The organism is Streptomyces luteoverticillatus, assembly GCF_003970715.1.
In the GTDB taxonomy this organism is placed as follows: domain Bacteria; phylum Actinomycetota; class Actinomycetes; order Streptomycetales; family Streptomycetaceae; genus Streptomyces; species Streptomyces abikoensis.
In genome coordinates this window covers 1,551,953-1,569,770 of record NZ_CP034587.1, presented here as the reverse complement: position 1 = coordinate 1,569,770, position 17,818 = coordinate 1,551,953, and the positions used below count along the sequence as shown (strand labels likewise).

Here is a 17,818-nt window from a genome sequence, read left to right as displayed (position 1 = left end):
GTATGGTGTTCGTCCTTCCGGCACGGTACGGCAAGGCACGGTACGGCACGGCAAGGCAGAGCGAGTCGAGGCGAGGGGTCCCGCGCGGGCCCGGAGAGCGGGGCACCGAGATGGGCGCGGAGACGTCACGGACCGAGGAGTGGGCCGACGTCACGCCCGACGCGGCGCGCCGGCTGCTGGCCGCCGGCGTGGCGGCCTTCGCCGAGCGCGGCTACCACGCGACCACCACCCGCGACATCGCGGGCCGCGCCGGGATGAGCCCCGCCGCGCTCTACATCCACTACCGGACCAAGGAAGAGCTGCTCTACCGCATCAGCGGGGTCGGGCACCGGCTCGCCCTCGACATCCTGTGCCGGGCCCGCGACGGCGCGGGCACCCCGGCCGAGCGCCTCGCCGAGGCCGTTCGCCGCTTCGTCCGCTGGCACGCCGAGCACCACACCACCGCGCGCGTCGTCCAGTACGAGCTCGGCGCGCTCGGCGAGGAGCACCGCGCCGAGATCGTCGCGCTGCGCCGGGAGACCGACGCCGCCGTCCGCTCGATCATCGAGGACGGCGTCGCCTCGGGCGACTTCGACGTCCCCGACGTCCGCGGCACCGCCCTCGCCGTGCTCTCCCTGTGCGTCGACGTCGCCCGCTGGTTCAACGCGGCGGGCGGGCGCACGCCCGCCGAGGTCGGCGACCTCTACGCGGACCTGGTGCTGCGCATGGCCGGCCACCCCGGCCACCCCGGCCATCCCGGCCACCCCGAGCCTTCGCCACGACCGGCCTGACAGTGGTGTCACGTACAGTCTGAGCCGTGCCGCAGATTACGAAGAAGATTTGCGAGCTGACTGTCGGTCAGCTCTCGGCGCGCAGTGGCGCCGCCGTCTCCGCGCTCCACTTCTACGAGACCAAGGGCCTGATCAGCAGCAGGCGCACCTCGGGCAACCAGCGCCGCTACGACCGGGACGCGCTGCGCCGCGTCGCCTTCATCCGCGCGGCCCAGCGCGTCGGCATCCCGCTCGCCACGATCCGCGAGGCGCTGGCCGGGCTGCCCGACGGGCGCACGCCCAACCGGGCCGACTGGGCCCGGCTGTCCGAGGCGTGGCGGGTCGAACTGGACGCGCGGATAGCGCAGCTGGGCAAGTTGCGCGACAGCCTGGAGGACTGCATCGGCTGCGGCTGTCTCTCCCTCGACCGGTGCGCGCTGTCCAACCCGGACGACCGTTTCGGCAGCGTGGGCACCGGTTCGATGCTCTACGGCCAGCGCGACGCGGGCTGATACAGGGCACTGATCGCGCGCCCGAGGGCGGTCCACGCTCCCCGGAGCGGTCCGGGGAGCGCGCTCACACCCCGCGTACCGCCCGGCGAAGGCCCGTCGGCGCGCCGCGACCAGCGCCGCCGGCGTGAGCACCGAGACGGGCACCACGATGCCGCAGTCGGCACAGACGGGGCCTTCCAGCGGGTAGCGCTCCAGGTCCGTCTGCCACTCGATGCGCTCCTGCGCGCACACCGGGCAGGCTTCGCCGGGCGCGGACTCCATCGCCGCGATCACGCGGCGCAGCACGTCCGCGAGCCGGGCGTCCGGGGTGAGGTCGGGGGAGGCACAGGGCACGATGTCACAGCCGCCCCAGGTGTTGCGGTACCAGTCGTCGATGGCGCTGGGCTGGCGGATGCCGTGGTGCTTCTCCCGGCGGCGCCGGCCCGCGAACCGGGCCTCGTACGCCAGCCAGACCTCGCGGGCCTCCTCCAGTTCGACGAGTGCGGCGATCAGCAGTGCGGGGTCGGGGGCCCGGTCGTCGGGGGCGAGGCCGGCGCGGGCGCACAGATGGCGCCAGGTCGCCCGGTGCCCGTAGGGGGCGAAGCGTTCGAGGCATTTGCGCAGGGATGTCCTGCGCAGCGCGATGGTGTTCCGTGGATTTCGCACTTCTCGGGCTAGTGCTCTGAAACCTGCCACTGCATCCCACCTCCGGCGGCGCGGACTCGGATCGACATGGAAGGGACGTAACGCACGGCCGATCGGATCCATCGGATTTTCGGATCCCGGCCCGCGTCACGGCGCCGACTCCGCTCTGCTACCCCCATCGGGCGGACAGATGTGGGCCATCACGAAGGTGGCGGATCCCGGTGCCCTGCTCAGCGCACCAGGCGCCCGGCCAGCAGGACGAGCCGGGCCAGCTCCCGGTGACAGATGTCGCTGTGGGCGCCGGTCGGCGGGCCGCCGCGCCGCACGACCGCCGAGACGTCGACGTTCACACAGCCGCCGGTCGGCAACGGGCCGGTCAGGGCCCGGTCGAGGACGAGTGCCGCGGTGCCGGACACGGCCTGGACGCCGTCGTGACCCATGGCGCCCCAGCGGGGGTCGCCGATGCCCAGGGGGTCCAGGCCGAGGAGCGAGTCCATGTCCCCGGAGACCCGGGAGGCCAGCGGATAGAGCAGGCCCAGCGCCTGGTCGTGGCTCGAATGGCAGCAGACCACCGGGCCGTCGACCCGGTGCTGGAGCTCCTTGAGCGCCCCGCCGTGGGCGGGCGCGAAGGGCAGCCCGGGCGCGAAGGCGTAGTGCGAGAAGGCGCCTTGGAGCAGGGTGACGGAGCACACGCACCGCGCGCGCTCCGGCAGGCCGCGCAGCGCGAACGCGACGAGCCGTCCCCCGAAGCTGTGCCCCACCAGATGTATTCGCAGGCCGTGGCAGGTGTCGGCAACTTGGCCGAGGAGCCGCCCGAGCCCCGCCTCTCCCACCGTTCCCGCGCGTCGCTTCATCTCCCAGTAGGCCGCCTGGCGCAGCATCTCCAGCGCGCCGCCCCACAACCGCTCCAGCGCGCCCGACAGCTCGGAGCGCGCGAGCCCGGCGAGGGCCAGGACGTCCGCGAAGCGCGCGCACACCCGCTCGGGGCTGCCGGTGAACATCGCGGGCTCGTCGGGCTCGCCCGCGCCCGGGTCCAGGTCGTGGACGTGCGGATCGGCGCCGGAGCCCGTCCCCCGGTCGCCCCGGCCCCGGGCGACCAGGCCGCGCGTGAGCGTCGCGAACTCCGCGAGCCGCGCCGGGTCCGCCGGCCGCCGCTCCAGCAGCTCGGCCAGCCGGTCGAGCACGGCCTCGCTGCCCGGGAAGACGGCGGCCAGCCCGGCCAGCGTGCCCGGGTCCAGCAGGGGGCCGGCCGCCGCTGCGGGGGGCCGCTCGGAGGGGAAGTCGGGTATGGGCTCGTCCGTGAACCGCATGGAAGGCCAGATCACGCCCCCGTAGCCGAGACGCACGGGGCCACCGGTGGCGGAGGGGGCGGGGGAGTCGGCGAGCACGGCGGGGAAGGGGGCGAAGAAGCGCTCGTAGAGGGCGGTGGCCATGGAGCGGGTGTTGTTCCAGCCGTGGGCGAAGACCACCAGATCGGTGATCCCCTTCTCCGCCACCCCCCTCACCAGGGCCTCCCGTTCGCCGGGGGCCATGTCCCCCTCGGCGTCGAACATCAGCTCCCAGTACGGCTGCACACTTATGACGGCCACGGCGTCCCCCTGCCAGGTCAGTTCGCGCGCATCGTCCTGCCGTCAAGAAGGTGTGTCCAGCCTTCCTCGGGCCTCTTCACCCGTTCGTGAGCAGCACTTCGACCCCTTGTCCCTCGTGCAGGTGAACGAACCCGGGCAACTCCCCACGCACCCCCGGCCCCGGGTGGCAAGATCCTCGACAGGGGGCCGCGCACGCGGCGCGGTACCGCACGCGGCGGAAGGCGGTGGTGGCCGATGCACAGCAGGACGGCGACGGCGGGAGCGACGGAGAGCGGCATCAGACCCGTGCCGCAGCGCCTGCTGGCCGCCGCCACCCGGCTCTTCGCCGAGCGGGGCTACGACCGCACGTCCGTCCAGGAGATCGTCGTGGCCGCGGGCGTCACCAAGGGCGCCCTGTACCACTACTTCGGCTCGAAGGACGACCTGCTGCACGAGGTGTACGGACGGGTCCTGCGGCTCCAGCTGGAGCGGCTGGACGCCCTCGCCGACGCCGACGCGCCCGTCGAGCGCCGGCTGAGGGACGCGGCGGCCGACGTGGTGGTGACGACCCTGGAGAACCTCGACGACACCACGATCTTCTTCCGCTCGATGCACCACCTCTCGCCCGACAAGCTCAAGCAGGTGCGCGCCGAACGGCGCCGCTACCACGAGCGGTTCCGGGCCCTGGTGGAGGAGGGACAGCGCACGGGCGTCTTCAGCCGGGCCACGCCCGCCGACCTCGTGGTGGACTACCACTTCGGCTCCGTCCACCACCTGGGCAGCTGGTACCGGCCGGACGGCGCGCTCAGCGCGCGGGCGGTCGCCGACCACCTCGCGGACCTGCTGCTGAGGGCGCTGCGCCCGTAGCCGCCCCGGTACCGCGCACCGTGCACCGGCTCGTTCCGCCCGGAGGACAACCGGGCTCCGGGTATCCGGGCGGAACGAGCCTGCCGGGGGGGCTACGCGTACCGCTTGAGCTCGCGCCGGGCCAGCGACCGCCGGTGCACCTCGTCCGGCCCGTCGGCCAGCCGCAGGGTCCGCGCCGCGGCCCACAGCTCCGCCAGCGGGAAGTCCTGGCTCACCCCGCCCGCGCCGTGGAGCTGGACCGCCTTGTCGATGATCTCCGTCACCGTCCGCGGTGTCGCGATCTTGATGGCCTGGATCTCGGTGTGGGCGCCCCGGTTGCCCACCGTGTCCATCAGCCAGGCCGTCTTGAGCACCAGCAGCCGCAACTGCTCCACCGCGACGCGCGAATCCGCGATCCACTCCTGGACCACGCCCTGCGTCGCGAGCGGCTTGCCGAAGGCCGTACGGGACACCGCCCGCCGGCACATCAGCTCGATCGCCCGCTCCGCCATGCCGATCAGCCGCATGCAGTGGTGGATGCGCCCCGGGCCCAGCCGGGCCTGGGCGATGGCGAAACCGCCGCCCTCCTCGCCGACCAGATGGTCCGCGGGGACCCGCACCCCGTCGAAGACGACCTCCGCGTGGCCGCCGTGGTAGTGGTCCTCGTAGCCGTAGACCCGCATGGCGCGCCGGACCTCGACGCCCGGGGTGTCACGGGGGACCAGGACCATCGACTGCTGCCGTCGGATGTCGGCGCCCTCGGGGGCGGTCTTGCCCATGACGATGAAGACCCGGCAATCGGGGTGCAGCGCCCCGGAGATGTACCACTTGCGGCCGGTGATGACGTAAGCGTCGCCGTCCCGCTCGATACGCGTCTCGATGTTGGTGGCGTCGGACGAGGCCACGTCCGGCTCGGTCATCGCGAACGCCGAACGGATCTCGCCCGCGAGCAGCGGCTCCAGCCAGCGCTTCCGCTGCTCCTCGGTGCCGAACTGGGCCAGCACCTCCATGTTCCCGGTGTCGGGCGCCGCGCAGTTGAGGGCGGTGGGGGCCAGCTGCGGACTGCGGCCGGTGATTTCGGCGAGCGGCGCGTACTGGAGATTGGTGAGCCCGGCGCCGTACCGCTCATCGGGCAAGAAGAGGTTCCACAGCCCCCGCCGCCGCGCCTCCGCCTTCAGCTCCTCGACGACCGGCGGCACCTCCCACGGCGAGGCGAGCGCGGCCCGCTGCTCCTCGGCGACGGCCTCCGCCGGGTACACGTGCTCGTCCATGAAGGCGAGCAGTCGGGCCCGCAGTTCCTCGGTGCGGGCGTCGAATGCGAAGTCCATGCCGCTCAGCCCTTCCGGAGGGTGGTGAGGCCGTTGTCGATGAAGAGCGGGACGAGCTCGCCGATGCGGTCGAAGCCCGCGCCGACCGTCCGCCCGAGGGTGTGGCGGTAGTGGATGCCCTCCAGGATCACGGCGAGCTTGAAGTACGCGAAGGCCGTGTACCAGGGCAGGGCGGAGACGTCGCGGCCGGAGCGGGCGGCGTAGCGCTCCACGAGCTCGGCCGGGTCCGGGTGCCCGGGGGCGCTGCCCGTGGCGGCGACGGGCGAGCCGGGCACGGGCCGCTGCTCGCCGTACATGACCAGCAGCCCGAGGTCGGTGAGCGGATCGCCGAGCGTGGACATCTCCCAGTCCAGGACGGCCTGTACGGTGTCGTCGGCGCTGACCAGGACGTTGTCGAGCCGGTAGTCGCCGTGGATCACGGTGGGCGCGGGGGAGCCCGGCAGGTTCTTCGCCAGCGTGGCGCGCAACTCGTCGATGCCCGGCAGCTCTCGGCTGCGGGACGCCTCCAACTGGGTGCCCCACCGGCGCAACTGCCGCTCCAGGAAGCCCTCCGGGCGCCCGAAGTCCCCCAGCCCCACCGCCGCCGGGTCCACGGCGTGGAGCTCCACGAGCGTGTCGACGAGCGCCAGCGCCACCTGCCGCGTCCGGGCCGGGCCGATCGCGGCGAGCTGCTCCACCGTGCGGTAGGGCGTGCCGGGGACGAACTCCATCACGTAGAACGGCGCCCCGAGCACCTCCTCGTCCTCGCACAGCAGCAGCGCCTCCGGCACCGGCACGGGCGTGTCGCGCAGCGCGCTGATCACCCGGTGCTCGCGGGCCATGTCGTGGGCGGTGGCGAGCACATGACCCAGCGGCGGCCTGCGCACCACCCAGGCGCCGCCGGAGCCGTCCCGCACCGCGTACGTGAGGTTGGACCGCCCCCTTCGATCAGCTCGGCCTCCAACGGCCCGGCCGCCAGTCCCGGCCGTTCCCGCTCCAGATAACCGCGCAACCGCTGTGGATCGAGCCCCGGCGGGGGACTGGCCTTGCTCATCGCGTGCTCCTTCGGGGGAGTTCCCTGCTGACGCCGATCATGATGCCGACCGGTCGGTATGCCGTCCAGGGTGCGCCCCGAAGCGCTACGCGTGGCAGGCGATCGGCACTCCGCCGTTCATCGTCGTCATGTCGCCCAGGACCGGCAGGAGGTCCAGCGGCGTCCCCAGCGGGAGCCCGTCCAGTTCGGCGTAGGCGCGGTGGAGGTTGGCGACCAGGCGCTCGCTCTCGCGCAGGGTCGCGAACTCGCCGAGGTCGGCCTCGCGGGCGGCCTCCAGGGGGGTGCGGCCGGCGGCGTGGGAGGTGCGGGCGAGGTCCTCGACGTAGCGGAGGTAGCGCTCGACGGTGTCGTAGACGGAAGGGTCGGTGACCCGGCCGTGGCCCGGTACGACCACGCTCGCGTCCAGCCCGCGCAGGATCTCCACGGCGCGCAGGGAACCGCTGAGGGAGCCCATCATGAGGAAGGGCGTCCCGCCGTTGAAGATCAGGTCGCCGGTGAACACGACGCCCCGGCCGGGGAGATGGACGATGGTGTCGCCGACAGTGTGGGCCGGGCCCGGGTGGAGGAGACGCACCTCGGTGTCGCCGACGTGGAGGGTCAGCTCGTCGGTGTAGGTGAGCGTGGGCGGGGTGACCTCGACGTGCCCGTAGTCGACCTCGGGCCAGGCGAGGTGGAGCTGGAGGCCCGCCGCGAGGGTCTCGCGGCGGCAGTCGGCGTGGCCGATGATCGTCGCCTGCGGGGTGAACACGCAGTTGCCGTAGGTGTGGTCGCCGTGGTGGTGGGTGTTCACGACGGTGTTCGGCAGCGGCGCTCCGCTCGCGACGACGGCCTCGCGCAGCAGCTTCGCCCGCCGCTCGGTGGCGGCCGTGTCGATGAGCAGGGTCCGCTCGCCGTCGGTCACGAACCCCGCGTTGTTCAGGCACCAGCCGCCGTCGGGCTGGATGTAGGCGGTCACGCCCGGGGCGAGCGGGACGGTGTACGGCTCGGTGCCTTCCGCATCGGTGGTGGTCGGTGTCGTGTTCACGCTGGTCATGCGCTGGCCTCCCTCGCCGTCCGCCGCGGTGGTGGGCGGATCGGACCGCCCGTCAGAATACGGGCGGGCGGAGGCCGGCGGTCCGGCGAACGCCGGTCAGGCGCGGTGTCCGGTCGGGCGCGGTGTTCAGGCGCGGTGTTCGAGCCCGGGCCGCAGCCGGTCCAGGAGCCCGTAGAGCGTGGTGCGCTCCGCCTCGTCCAGCGCGTCGAGCGCGCTGTGGGTGGCCTGCATCTCGGCCCGTACCCGGCGGATCGTCTCGTGGCCCTCGTCGGTGGCCACGACGTTCTTCACCCGGCGGTCGGACGGGTCGGGCTCGCGGCGGACGAGGCCGCGCGCCTCCAGCCGGTCGACGATGCCGGTGACGTTGGAGGCGTCGCAGACCAGCAGCGTGGCCAGCCCGCGCATCGGGACCGGGCCCTTGAGCTGGGCGAGCAGCTTGGCCTGGACGGAGGTGAGGCCGTGGCGGGCGGCGGCCGCCGCGAAGTCCTGCCACTGCGCGGTGCCGAGCGCCGCCACCAGCTCCAGGAGCTGGGCCTTGGACGGGGGCTGGGAGGTCGTGCCGGTCATGACTCAAGTGTACTCAAAGAGCTTGAAGGCTTAAATCATTAACTTGACTACCTGAAGTATCGGGTCTAGCGTGCTCTGGTTGCTTGACGATCTCAAGCATCAACATCGTGAAGTAACAGGCAGCACGCCCGTAAGGAACCCCTCCCGCCCATGACCTCCCCAGCGTCCACCGCCCCCGCCACGCAGCGGAACGAGACGGTGATCGTCTTCGCCCTGAGCCTGGCCGCCATGGTCGTCTCGATGATGCAGACCCTGGTGGTGCCGATCCTCGGCCTCATCCAGAAGGACCTCCACACCTCGTCCGCGAACGTCAGCTGGGTCACCACCGCGACCCTGCTCTCCGCCGCCGTCTTCACCCCGCTGCTCGGCCGCTTCGGCGACCAGCACGGCAAGAAGAAGACCCTGGTGGCCGTCCTGGTCGTCATGGTCGCGGGCTCCGTCCTCGCGGCCGTCACCCACTCCCTGCTCTGGCTCATCGTCGGCCGCGTCCTCCAGGGCGCCGCCACCGCGATCTTCCCGCTGGCGCTCTCCGTGCTCCGCGAGGAGGTCCGCCCGGCCCGGCTGCCCGGCGCGATGGCCATGGTCAGCGGCACCCTCGCCTTCGGCAGCGGCCTGGCGCTCGTCGCCACCGGCCTGCTGACCTCCGGCGACGACCCCGACTACCGCAGCGCCTTCTGGCTGGCCACCGGCCTCGCCGCGCTCGCCCTCATCGCCGTGGCCACCCTCGTCCCCGCCACCCGGCAGACGACCGGCGGCCGCACCGACGTCGTCGGCGCGCTGACCCTGGCCGCGACCCTCGTCCTGCTCCTGCTGCCCATCACCCAGGGCCACGAGTGGGGCTGGGCCTCCGCCCGGACGATCGGCTGCTTCGCCGGCGCCGCGGCGATGGCCGCGATATGGACGCTCGTCGAGCGCAAGGTGCGCGAGCCGCTCGTCGACATGCGGATGTTCGCCCACCCGCCGGTGCTCTTCGCCAACCTCGCCGGCCTGCTCGTCGGCTTCGGCTCCTTCGCCCTCTTCATCGGCGTCTCCTACCTGGTGCAGATGCCCTCGAAGATCGCCGGATACGGCTTCGACGCGACCGTCCTGCGCGCCTCCGTCGAGTTCCTGCTGCCCAGCACCGTCGTCTCGCTGCTCGCCGCGCCCGTCGGCGGCCAGCTCGTCCGCCACAAGGGCCCCCGTCTGGTCCTGCTGCTGGCCTCGATCATCGGCACCGCCGGATTCGTGTGGATCGCGCTCGACCACGAGCACGCCTACGCCGTGATCGCCGCTGGCATGTGCGTCGGCGCGGCCATCAGCTTCGGCTACGCGGCCATGCCCGCCGTGATCGTCGCCAGCGTCCCCCACCACCAGACCGGCATCGCCAACGGCATCAACTCCATCTCCCGCTCCACCGGCAGCGCCATCGGCAGCGCGATGATCACCACGGTCCTCGCCTCCAAGAGCGTCGAGCACCTGCCGCCGGGCGCGCCCAAGCTGCCCGCCGAGAGTCAGTTCACCCTCACCTTCGTGATCGCGGGCACCGCGTTCCTCCTGGTCGCGGCCGTGGCCGGGCTGGGCCTGCGAAAGATCCGCGCCCTGGGCGACACCGCGGTGGCGGCCCCGGCCCCGGCGGCCGAGGCTGGGACCACCGCACCCGTCACCCGCTGACCCCTACGACGACCCCTACGACACCCCGAGAAGGAGCGAGTGCCATGAAGGCTGTCAGCTACCGGGCCTACGGCGGCCCCGAGGTCCTCGAGTACCGCGACGACCTGCCCCGCCCGAAGGTCGGCCCGGACTCCGTCCTGGTCAAGGTCAAGGCGGCGGCCGTCAACCCCGTCGACTGGAAGGCCCGCGAGGGCTACCTCGACGGCATGCTCCAGCCCGTCTTCCCGGTCGTGCCCGGCTGGGACGTCTCGGGTGTCGTCGTCGGCCTCGGCGCGGACACCCCGGAGTTCCAGGAGGGCGACGAGGTCATCGGCTACGTCCGCGAGGACTTCCTCTCCCGGGGCACCTTCGCCGAGTACGTCGCCGCCCCCGTGCGCACCCTGGCCCTCAAGCCGGCCGGCCTCACCTTCGAGGAGGGCGCCGCCCTGCCGCTGGCGGGGCTGACCGCCCTCCAGTCGCTGCGCGCGGTACGGGCGGGCGAGGGCGACACCGTGCTGATCCATGGCGCCTCCGGGGGTGTGGGCTCCATGGCCGTCCAGCTCGCGCGCCGGCTCGGCGCCCGCGTCATCGGCACGGCGAGCGAGCGCAACCACGACTACCTGCGCGGCCTGGGCGCCGAGCCCGTCACCTACGGCGACGGCCTCGCCGAGCGCGTCCGGGCCCTGGCGCCCGGCGGTGTGGACGCCGTGCTCGACCTCGTCGGCGGCGGCGCCGTCGCGACCTCGCCCGCCGTCACCGCCCACGGCGCCCGCCTGGTCTCCATCGCCGACCCGGCCGTCACCGAGCTCGGCGGCCGGATCCTGTGGGTCCGCCCCGACCCGGCCGACCTGACGGAACTGGGCCGGCTGGCGGGGGAGGGCGCCCTCAAGGTCGAGGTGGCCGAGGTCTTCCCCCTGGAGCGGACGGCGGACGCGCACCGGCTGAGCGCGGAGGGGCACACGAGGGGGAAGATCGTGGTGACGATCTAGGGTTTCTTGTCCTCGGCGGAGTCCCGGTGCTCGCGCAGGCGCACATACGCCTCCAACCCGTCCGGCACCCACTCCCACTCGTCCAGCAGCGCTTCCACCCGCTCCTCGGGGAGGAAGTCCCACCAGGCGACTTCCTCCTCCTGCGGCGAGACCGGAAGCTCGCAGCGGACCTCGTACACCGCCGACCACCACCCGCCCCCCGCCCCCCGGTAGAGGAAGCGGAACAGCGGCGTGGGCGCCGGGAGGCCGCTGACCCCCAGCTCCTCCTCCGCCTCCCGCAGCGCGGCCTCGTCGTACGACTCGCCCGCCCCGACCACCCCGCCGACGAACATGTCGTACCGCGAGGGGAAGACCAGCTTCCGGTCGGTCCGGCGGTGGACGAACAGCCGCCCCCGCGCGTCGCGCGCCTGGACGAACACGCACCGGTGGAGCAGCCCCTCGGCGTACACCGCGCCGCGCGGCGCCTGCCCCACGACCCGGTCGTGTTCGTCGACGATGTCCAGCACCTCATCCGCCCCGAGCGGCGGCCGCTGATCGCTCATGGCCCCATCCAATCAAGTGGGGCGGTCGCCGTCAGTGCGGCTGCAGGTCCCGGACCCGGCCCGCCTCCGCCATACCCGACGGCATCGCCGGATGCCGGCCGATCAGCACGATGCCGCACACGATCGCCACCAGCCCCGCCGCCTGTACGGCCAGCGCCGCCGGCGTCGTCCGCAACTGGTCGCCCATGAACCCCACCCCGCACGCGATCCCCGCCAGCGGCTGCGCCGCCGTCAGCGCGGGCAGCGACATCCGCAGCGGAGCCGTCTCGAAGGCGCTCTGCACCAGCACCAGCGCCGTCACCCCGAGCGCCAGCACCGCGTAGGGCTGCCAGCCGGTGACGAGCTCCCGCCAGCCGCCGTGGGTGAACCGGGTGCCGCTCACCCGCGTCAGCGCGTCCTGCACGCCGTACAGCAGCCCGGCCGCGACCGCCAGCAGGGCCGCCTCCGTGCTCATCCGCACCCGCTTGGAGACCGCCGCCAGCAGCAGCGCGGTGCCCACCATGATCCCGACGATCAGCCAGTGCCGCAGGGGATCGGTGACCGTCCGCCCGCCGTGCGGGCGCCCGGCGATCACGAAGGCCGCCACGCCGCCCGCCAGCAGCCACAGCCCGCCCCAGCCGCTGCGGCCGAGCGGCTGCTTGGTCTGCCAGCGGGAGAGAGCCATGGCGAACAGCAGGTTCGTCGCCATCAGCGGGTCGACCAGCGACACCTCGCCCCGGCTCAGCGCGATGGCGCCCAGGGCCATCCCGCAGACCATCAGCGCGATGCCCGCCAGCCAGCGCGGCATCCGGGCGAGGTCCAGCAGCAGCCGGAGGGAGAGGAAGTCGCTCATGGGCGCCCGCTGCGCGGCGTTCTGCTGGAGGACGAACCCCACGCCCAGACAGCACGCCGCACCCAGGGCGACTGCGAAGACCATCACGTCGCGCACCTCAAGACCTCGCGGTCGTAGGAGACTTGACAGCAGAACGATAGCCGCCTCATGGGCGGGCCGAAGGTCGAGTACCCCCCTTTCGGCCGTTCATCCGGGCCGGGGGCCGACGACATTGAACTGCCGTTCCTCGCACTGATGTGCGACAAGGGGGTGGCGGGGCGGGGGCTGCGGGCAACTGGAGCCGACCGCACCTTATTTGACGTGATGTCAGCATCGGTGACCGCCCTTGACGCGGAGCAGTGACTACCGGTTTGCTGTGCGTGATCGGAAAGAAGGAAGAGGGGACGTACGCCGTGGAGGAAGCCCGCTGATGACGCCCCCACCCCCCTTGGGCCGCCACCGGAACAAGGACGGGCTGACCTTCGACCCCGCCCTCGACGACACCGAGCTCGCCACCGTCCGCGACGCCCTGGCCCGCGGCCGCTGGGCCGACGCCCGGCAGCTCCTCGCCCGCACCGGCGACGACTGGGACCGCCGGGGCCACCGCCTCGTCGTCCTCGCCGAGGCCCCCACCAGCGCCACCTGGGCCCGCGACTGGCTGCTCGCCGAGCCCGACAGCCCCGACGCCGCCACCCTCCTCGCCTGCGCCGGCGTCCTCCGCTGCCTCGCCGGCAAGGAGACCCCCGAGACCGCCCACGCGCTGTGCCTGGCCGCCGCCCGGCTGGCCCCCCGCGACCCCACCCCCTGGCTGGCCGTCCTCATCCTGGCCCGGCGCACCGGCACCGCCGACGAGCGCGTCCGCGCCTTCGACCAGGTCCGCGCCCGCCACCGCGACCACCACCACGCCCACCACCTCATGGCCGCCTGCCTGGCCGAGCGCCAGGAGGGCGACCGCGACGACCCCCTCCACGAGGTGTACGACTTCGCCGCCTGGGCCGCCGAGCAGGCACCCGCCGACTCGCCCCTGGCCGTCCTGCCCGTCGTCGCCCACGCCGAGCGCTACCGCGCCCTCGCCCGCGCCGGGCTGGAGCCGGGCGACCCCGCCCGGTCCGCGCACTGGACCACGCGCCGGGCCCGCCAGGTGATGAAGGCCGCCTTCGACTGGTGGCTGGAATGGGACATCGACGAGGACACCGCGGACGGCACCGACACCACGACCGCCGCCACCGCCCACCCCCGGCGCAAGGTCGACCTGAACTACCTCGCCCACGCCAAGCTCCACGAGGGCCGCCTCGCCGAGGCCGCCGCCCTCCTCACCCGCATCGGCCCGCACGTCACCCGGGTCCCCTGGACCTACCCGGACCGGGACCCCGCCGCGGCCTTCCGGGCCGCCCGCCGCACCGCGCTCGGCGCGACATGACCCCCGGTGCCGCACCCCCGGCACCCTCGCGTCCCCCGTACCCCTCGTACCCTTCGCCCCCCCCGCGCTCCCCACCGGAAGGACCCTCCCGCATGTCGACCGGCACCACGCGCGAGATCAGCACCTTCAAGGGCCCGGAGAGACGCCTGCGCGCCGGCCGCATCGGAGTCGCGGGCCTGCTGCTGTCGGTCGTCGCCGCCAGCGCCCCCCTGGTGGTCACCGCGGGCGTCATGCCCACCACCTACGGCACGATGGGCATCGTCGGACAGCCCCTGCTCTTCGTCGGCGTCGGCATCGTCCTGACCCTCTTCAGCGTCGGCTACGCGGAGATGAGCCGCCACGTCCACAACGCCGGCGCCTTCTACGCCTACATCGCCCGCGGCCTCGGCGGCACGGTCGGCGCCGCCGCCTCCGTCGTCGCCCTCGTCGCCTACAGCGCCATGCAGTTCGCCATCTACGGCATCTTCGGCCACGAGTTCTCCGGCCTCCTCCGCCGGCACCTCGGCGTCGACCTCGACTGGTGGGTCCCCGCCCTCGCCGCCGTGGCCGTCGTCGGCGTCCTCGGCTGGCTCAAGCTGGACCTCAACGTCAAGGTCCTCGGCGCCCTGCTGCTCGTCGAGTGCGCCATGGTCGTCGCCTTCGACATCACCTGCCTCGGCCGCCCCGGCCCCGAAGGCGTCTCCCTCCGCGCCTTCGACCCCACCACCCTCGCCGGCGCCGGGCTCGGCACCGCGCTCTGCTTCACCATCGCCGCCTTCGTCGGCTTCGAACAGGCCGCCGTCTACGCCGAGGAGGCCAACCGCCCCCAGATCGTCGTCGCCCGCGTGACCTTCCTCGCCGCCGCCTTCGTCGCGCTCTTCTACGCCCTCGGCTCCTGGGCCCTGACCGTCGCCACCGGCCCCTCGCGCATCGTCGCCGCCTCCCGCGAGAAGGGGACCGACCTCCTCTTCACCCTCACCGAGGACCGCCTCGGCACCACCTTCACCGACCTGACGCACCTCTTCTACGTGACCGGCATGTTCGCCGCGATGCTGAGCTTCCACAACGTCGTCGCCCGCTACGCCTTCGCCATGGGCCGCGACGGACTCCTCCCCGCCTCCCTCGGCCGCACCTCGGGCGCCAGCGGCGCGCCCGCCTACGGATCGCTGCTCCAGAGCGTCGTCTCGCTGCTGGCCGTGGCCGTCTTCGCCGTCACCGACGACCGCCCGCAGGGCGACCCCACCGCGCCCGTCATCCGGCTCTTCACCTGGATGGGCAACGTCGGGGCGCTCGGCGTCATCCTCCTCATGGCCACGGCCAGCGCCGCCGTCATCGTCTTCTTCGTCCGGCGCGGCGCCGGCCGCGCCCAGGCCCCCCGGCTGGCCGCCTCCGCCGCGGCCTGCGCGGCCCTGCTCGGCATCGTCGGCTACGCGGTCAAGGACTTCCACGTCCTCGTCGGCGCCACGGCGGGCTCGGCCCTCGGCTGGATCCTGCCGGGCATCATCGGCGCGGCCGTCGTCCTCGGCGTGATCCACGGACTGGTGCTCCGGGCGGTACGGCCCGACGTCCACGCCCGGATAGGGCTGGGCAACGAGGCGTTCCAGCTGGAGAAGGCGGCGGCGTCGGCCAGGAGTTCCTCATGACCGGTAGGGCTGACCGGTAGGGCGCCGGTCAGCCCTCGAGTGCCTTGCCCACCCGCCGGGAGACCGTGAACTCGTACAGGTCGAGCACCCCCGGCGGCTCCGCCAGCCCCGGCCCGCCGGCGCGGACCCACGCGGCGATGTCCGCCAGCGCCTCGTCGTCGTTGACCAGCCCCAGCCACACGGGCCGCCCCCCGGCCGCCCGGCCCGCCGCCGACGGCTGCACCACGATCACATTCGCCTGATCGCACACATCCAGACACTCCGACGCCCGCACCTGCGCCGCCCCGTCCAGGGCCTCCCGCAGCCGGGGTATCTGCCCGGCGTGATCGACCCCGGGGACCTTCGCGGGGTCGCCGCAGCAGCAGCCGCGACAGACCGTGATCCGGCAGGGGGCGGCGGAGGCGGGCCGAGCGGCCTTCTTGGTGATCATCGGGCGATGATACGCACGCGGATGCGAACGTGCCCGGACGGCGAAAAAACCCCGGCCATCGGCCGGGGTCTCCCGTGTTCCTGCTGGTGTCCGAGGGGGGACTTGAACCCCCACGCCCGATAAAGGGCACTAGCACCTCAAGCTAGCGCGTCTGCCATTCCGCCACCCGGACCGGGTGTTTGTCTCTGCGGGGTGTTCCCCGCGGCGACATGGAAAACAATACCAAACATTCGAGGTGCTCGATCACCACCGATCACCCACCGTCCGTACCCGTCCGCACCCGCCCGCTCGGTGATCGTTGCGGCTGCATGTCGGCGGTATTGCGGCCTTGGGCTGGGGGAACGGGAGGGGGAGGATGGCTGTCGACCCAGAACCACGAGGAGGCAGCGTGAGCGAGTCGAAGCCGGCCCGGGCCGGCAACGCGAGGAGCGGCGAGGAGGAGGTCGTCGACCTCTGCCGCGATCTGATCCGGATCGACACCAGCAACTACGGCGACCACTCCGGGCCCGGTGAGCGGCTCGCCGCCGAGTACGTGGCCGAGAAGCTGGCCGAGGTGGGGCTGGAGCCGCGGATCATCGAGTCGCACAAGGGCCGGGCCTCGACGGTGGCGCGGATCGAGGGCGAGGACCCGTCCCGGCCGGCGCTTCTCATCCACGGCCACACCGACGTCGTGCCCGCCAACGCGGCGGACTGGACCTACGACCCCTTCGCGGGCGAGATCGCGGACGGCTGCCTGTGGGGGCGCGGCGCGGTCGACATGAAGGACATGGACGCGATGACGCTGGCGGTCGTCCGCGACCGGCTGCGGTCGGGCCGCAAGCCGCCCCGCGACATCGTGCTGGCCTTCCTCGCCGACGAGGAGGCGGGCGGCACCTACGGCGCCCGTTACCTGGTCGACAAGCACCCCGAGCTCTTCGAGGGCGTGACCGAGGCGATCGGCGAGGTCGGCGGCTTCTCCTTCACGGTCAACGAGAACCTGCGGCTCTACCTGGTCGAGACCGCCCAGAAGGGCATGCACTGGATGCGGCTCACCGTGGACGGCACGGCGGGCCACGGTTCCATGACCAACAAGGACAACGCGATCACCGAGCTCTGCGAGGCGGTCGCCCGGCTGGGGCGGCACGAGTTCCCGGTGCGGGTCACCAAGACCGTCCGGTCCTTCCTCGACGAGCTGTCGGACGCCCTGGGCACCCCGCTGGACCCGGAGGACATGGAGGCGACGCTCACCAAGCTCGGCGGCATCGCCAAGATGATCGGCACCACCCTGCGCAACACCGCCGCCCCGACGATGCTCGGCGCCGGCTACAAGGTCAACGTCATCCCCGGTCAGGCCGTCGCGCACGTGGACGGAAGGTTCCTGCCGGGCCACGAGCAGGAGTTCCTCGCGGACCTCGACCGGATCCTCGGGCCGCGGGTGAAGCGGGAGGACGTCCACGCGGACAAGGCGCTGGAGACCAGCTTCGACGGCCGGCTCGTCGACGCGATGCAGTCGGCGCTGAAGGCCGAGGACCCCATCGCGCGCGCCGTGCCCTACATGCTCTCCGGCGGCACCGACGCCAAGTCCTTCGACGACCTCGGCATCCGCTGCTTCGGCTTCGCGCCGCTCAAGCTGCCGCCGGAGCTGGACTTCGCCGGGATGTTCCACGGCGTGGACGAGCGGGTGCCCGTCGACGGCCTGAAATTCGGTGTGCGCGTGCTCGACCGCTTCCTGGACCAGTGCTGAGCCCCTTGCCGAATCCCTGTCAGACCGCGCATATTCGGCGCATCCGTAACCGGAAAGAGTGAACGCAGAGGCGGTTACGTAGCCCCATTCCCTCCTCGTCGTTACAGGTGTGCGGTCCGCGGCTGGGACCGCATTGCCAACTAGGAGGAATCAATGCTCAAGAAGGTCGTCGCCGCCGCGGCTGCCACTGGTGGTCTCGTCCTCGCGGGTGCCGGTATGGCCGCCGCCAGCGGCGGAGCCCAGGGTGCGGCTGTGAACAGCCCCGGCGTCGTCTCGGGCAACGTCGTCCAGGTGCCCGTCGAGGTGCCGGTCAACGTGTGCGGTAACACGATCAACGTCGTCGGGCTGCTCAACCCTGCCACGGGCAACGTCTGCGTCAACAAGTGACGTTC

The 17,818-nt window shown here is 72.9% G+C and carries 16 protein-coding genes, 1 tRNA gene and 2 pseudogenes; 9 read left to right on the top strand and 10 right to left on the bottom strand.

Going from position 1 to position 17,818, the window contains the following annotated elements; translation table 11 throughout:
* Positions 1–110 precede the first annotated feature (110 nt).
* Both EKH77_RS06525 and soxR read left to right on the top strand, forming a co-directional pair.
* Complete coding sequence (locus EKH77_RS06525; protein WP_126913474.1) at positions 111–770, top strand: TetR/AcrR family transcriptional regulator; 660 nt, start codon at positions 111–113, stop codon at positions 768–770.
* Between the two features lie 26 nt (positions 771–796).
* On the top strand, positions 797–1,261 hold the full coding sequence (gene soxR, locus EKH77_RS06520) for a redox-sensitive transcriptional activator SoxR (protein WP_126913473.1): 465 nt from the start codon (positions 797–799) through the stop codon (positions 1,259–1,261).
* A 96-nt stretch (positions 1,262–1,357) separates the two neighbouring features.
* On the opposite strand, the pseudogene EKH77_RS33690 reads toward soxR, so the two are convergent.
* Both EKH77_RS33690 and EKH77_RS06510 read right to left on the bottom strand, forming a co-directional pair.
* Positions 1,358–1,936 (bottom strand): annotated as a pseudogene (locus EKH77_RS33690) (hypothetical protein); the annotation flags it as partial.
* Positions 1,937–2,115: 179 nt separating this feature from the next.
* Positions 2,116–3,474 carry a serine-threonine protein kinase gene (locus tag EKH77_RS06510; RefSeq protein ID WP_240667242.1) on the bottom strand — a complete coding sequence of 453 codons (1,359 nt, stop codon included), beginning with the start codon at positions 3,472–3,474 and terminating at the stop codon, positions 2,116–2,118.
* Positions 3,475–3,708: 234 nt separating this feature from the next.
* On the opposite strand from EKH77_RS06510, the gene EKH77_RS06505 reads away from it, so the two are divergent.
* Positions 3,709–4,320, top strand: coding sequence for a TetR/AcrR family transcriptional regulator (locus EKH77_RS06505; RefSeq protein ID WP_126913472.1), 612 nt, complete (start codon positions 3,709–3,711; stop codon positions 4,318–4,320).
* A gap of 92 nt (positions 4,321–4,412) precedes the next feature.
* Here EKH77_RS06505 and EKH77_RS06500 read toward each other — a convergent pair whose 3' ends face one another.
* The 4 genes and pseudogenes from EKH77_RS06500 to EKH77_RS06485 form a co-directional block, all read right to left on the bottom strand.
* Entirely contained in the window at positions 4,413–5,627 is a 1,215-nt protein-coding gene (locus tag EKH77_RS06500) for an acyl-CoA dehydrogenase family protein (RefSeq protein WP_126913471.1), read from the bottom strand.
* A 5-nt stretch (positions 5,628–5,632) separates the two neighbouring features.
* Positions 5,633–6,660, bottom strand: a pseudogene (locus EKH77_RS06495) (phosphotransferase family protein).
* Positions 6,661–6,745: 85 nt separating this feature from the next.
* A complete protein-coding gene (locus EKH77_RS06490) occupies positions 6,746–7,693 on the bottom strand; it encodes an MBL fold metallo-hydrolase (RefSeq protein ID WP_126913470.1) in 948 nt (315 codons plus the stop codon).
* A 126-nt stretch (positions 7,694–7,819) separates the two neighbouring features.
* Positions 7,820–8,260: a MarR family winged helix-turn-helix transcriptional regulator gene (locus tag EKH77_RS06485; RefSeq protein WP_126913469.1), complete on the bottom strand. Its 441-nt coding sequence runs from the start codon at positions 8,258–8,260 to the stop codon at positions 7,820–7,822.
* 150 nt (positions 8,261–8,410) lie between these two features.
* On the opposite strand from EKH77_RS06485, the gene EKH77_RS06480 reads away from it, so the two are divergent.
* Both EKH77_RS06480 and EKH77_RS06475 read left to right on the top strand, forming a co-directional pair.
* A complete protein-coding gene (locus EKH77_RS06480) occupies positions 8,411–9,910 on the top strand; it encodes an MFS transporter (RefSeq protein ID WP_126913468.1) in 1,500 nt (499 codons plus the stop codon).
* A 44-nt stretch (positions 9,911–9,954) separates the two neighbouring features.
* Positions 9,955–10,878, top strand: coding sequence for an NADP-dependent oxidoreductase (locus EKH77_RS06475; protein ID WP_126913467.1), 924 nt, complete (start codon positions 9,955–9,957; stop codon positions 10,876–10,878).
* On the opposite strand, the gene EKH77_RS06470 is transcribed toward EKH77_RS06475, so the two are convergent.
* The gene (locus EKH77_RS06470; RefSeq protein WP_126913466.1) at positions 10,875–11,420 is read right to left on the bottom strand and encodes an NUDIX domain-containing protein; all 546 of its coding nucleotides are present in this window, start codon (positions 11,418–11,420) and stop codon (positions 10,875–10,877) included. The genes EKH77_RS06475 and EKH77_RS06470 overlap by 4 nt on opposite strands.
* A 31-nt stretch (positions 11,421–11,451) precedes the next feature.
* Entirely contained in the window at positions 11,452–12,336 is an 885-nt protein-coding gene (locus EKH77_RS06465) for a DMT family transporter (protein ID WP_126917911.1), read from the bottom strand.
* A gap of 325 nt (positions 12,337–12,661) precedes the next feature.
* On the opposite strand from EKH77_RS06465, the gene EKH77_RS06460 reads away from it, so the two are divergent.
* Positions 12,662–13,651, top strand: coding sequence for a hypothetical protein (locus EKH77_RS06460; RefSeq protein ID WP_126913465.1), 990 nt, complete (start codon positions 12,662–12,664; stop codon positions 13,649–13,651).
* Between the two features lie 92 nt (positions 13,652–13,743).
* On the top strand, positions 13,744–15,273 hold the full coding sequence (locus tag EKH77_RS06455; protein WP_126913464.1) for an APC family permease: 1,530 nt from the start codon (positions 13,744–13,746) through the stop codon (positions 15,271–15,273).
* A 28-nt stretch (positions 15,274–15,301) separates the two neighbouring features.
* On the opposite strand, the gene EKH77_RS06450 is transcribed toward EKH77_RS06455, so the two are convergent.
* Both EKH77_RS06450 and EKH77_RS06445 read right to left on the bottom strand, forming a co-directional pair.
* Positions 15,302–15,703 (bottom strand): (2Fe-2S) ferredoxin domain-containing protein, encoded by a 402-nt coding sequence (locus tag EKH77_RS06450; RefSeq protein ID WP_206279818.1) that lies wholly within the window; start codon positions 15,701–15,703, stop codon positions 15,302–15,304.
* Positions 15,704–15,787: 84 nt separating this feature from the next.
* A tRNA-Leu gene (locus EKH77_RS06445) sits at positions 15,788–15,875 on the bottom strand.
* A gap of 216 nt (positions 15,876–16,091) precedes the next feature.
* On the opposite strand from EKH77_RS06445, the gene EKH77_RS06440 reads away from it, so the two are divergent.
* Together EKH77_RS06440 and chpH are read left to right on the top strand one after the other, a co-directional pair.
* Positions 16,092–17,426: a M20/M25/M40 family metallo-hydrolase gene (locus EKH77_RS06440; RefSeq protein ID WP_126913463.1), complete on the top strand. Its 1,335-nt coding sequence runs from the start codon at positions 16,092–16,094 to the stop codon at positions 17,424–17,426.
* A 153-nt stretch (positions 17,427–17,579) separates the two neighbouring features.
* Positions 17,580–17,813, top strand: coding sequence for a chaplin ChpH (chpH, locus tag EKH77_RS06435; protein ID WP_126913462.1), 234 nt, complete (start codon positions 17,580–17,582; stop codon positions 17,811–17,813).
* The last annotated feature ends 5 nt before the right edge of the window (positions 17,814–17,818 follow it).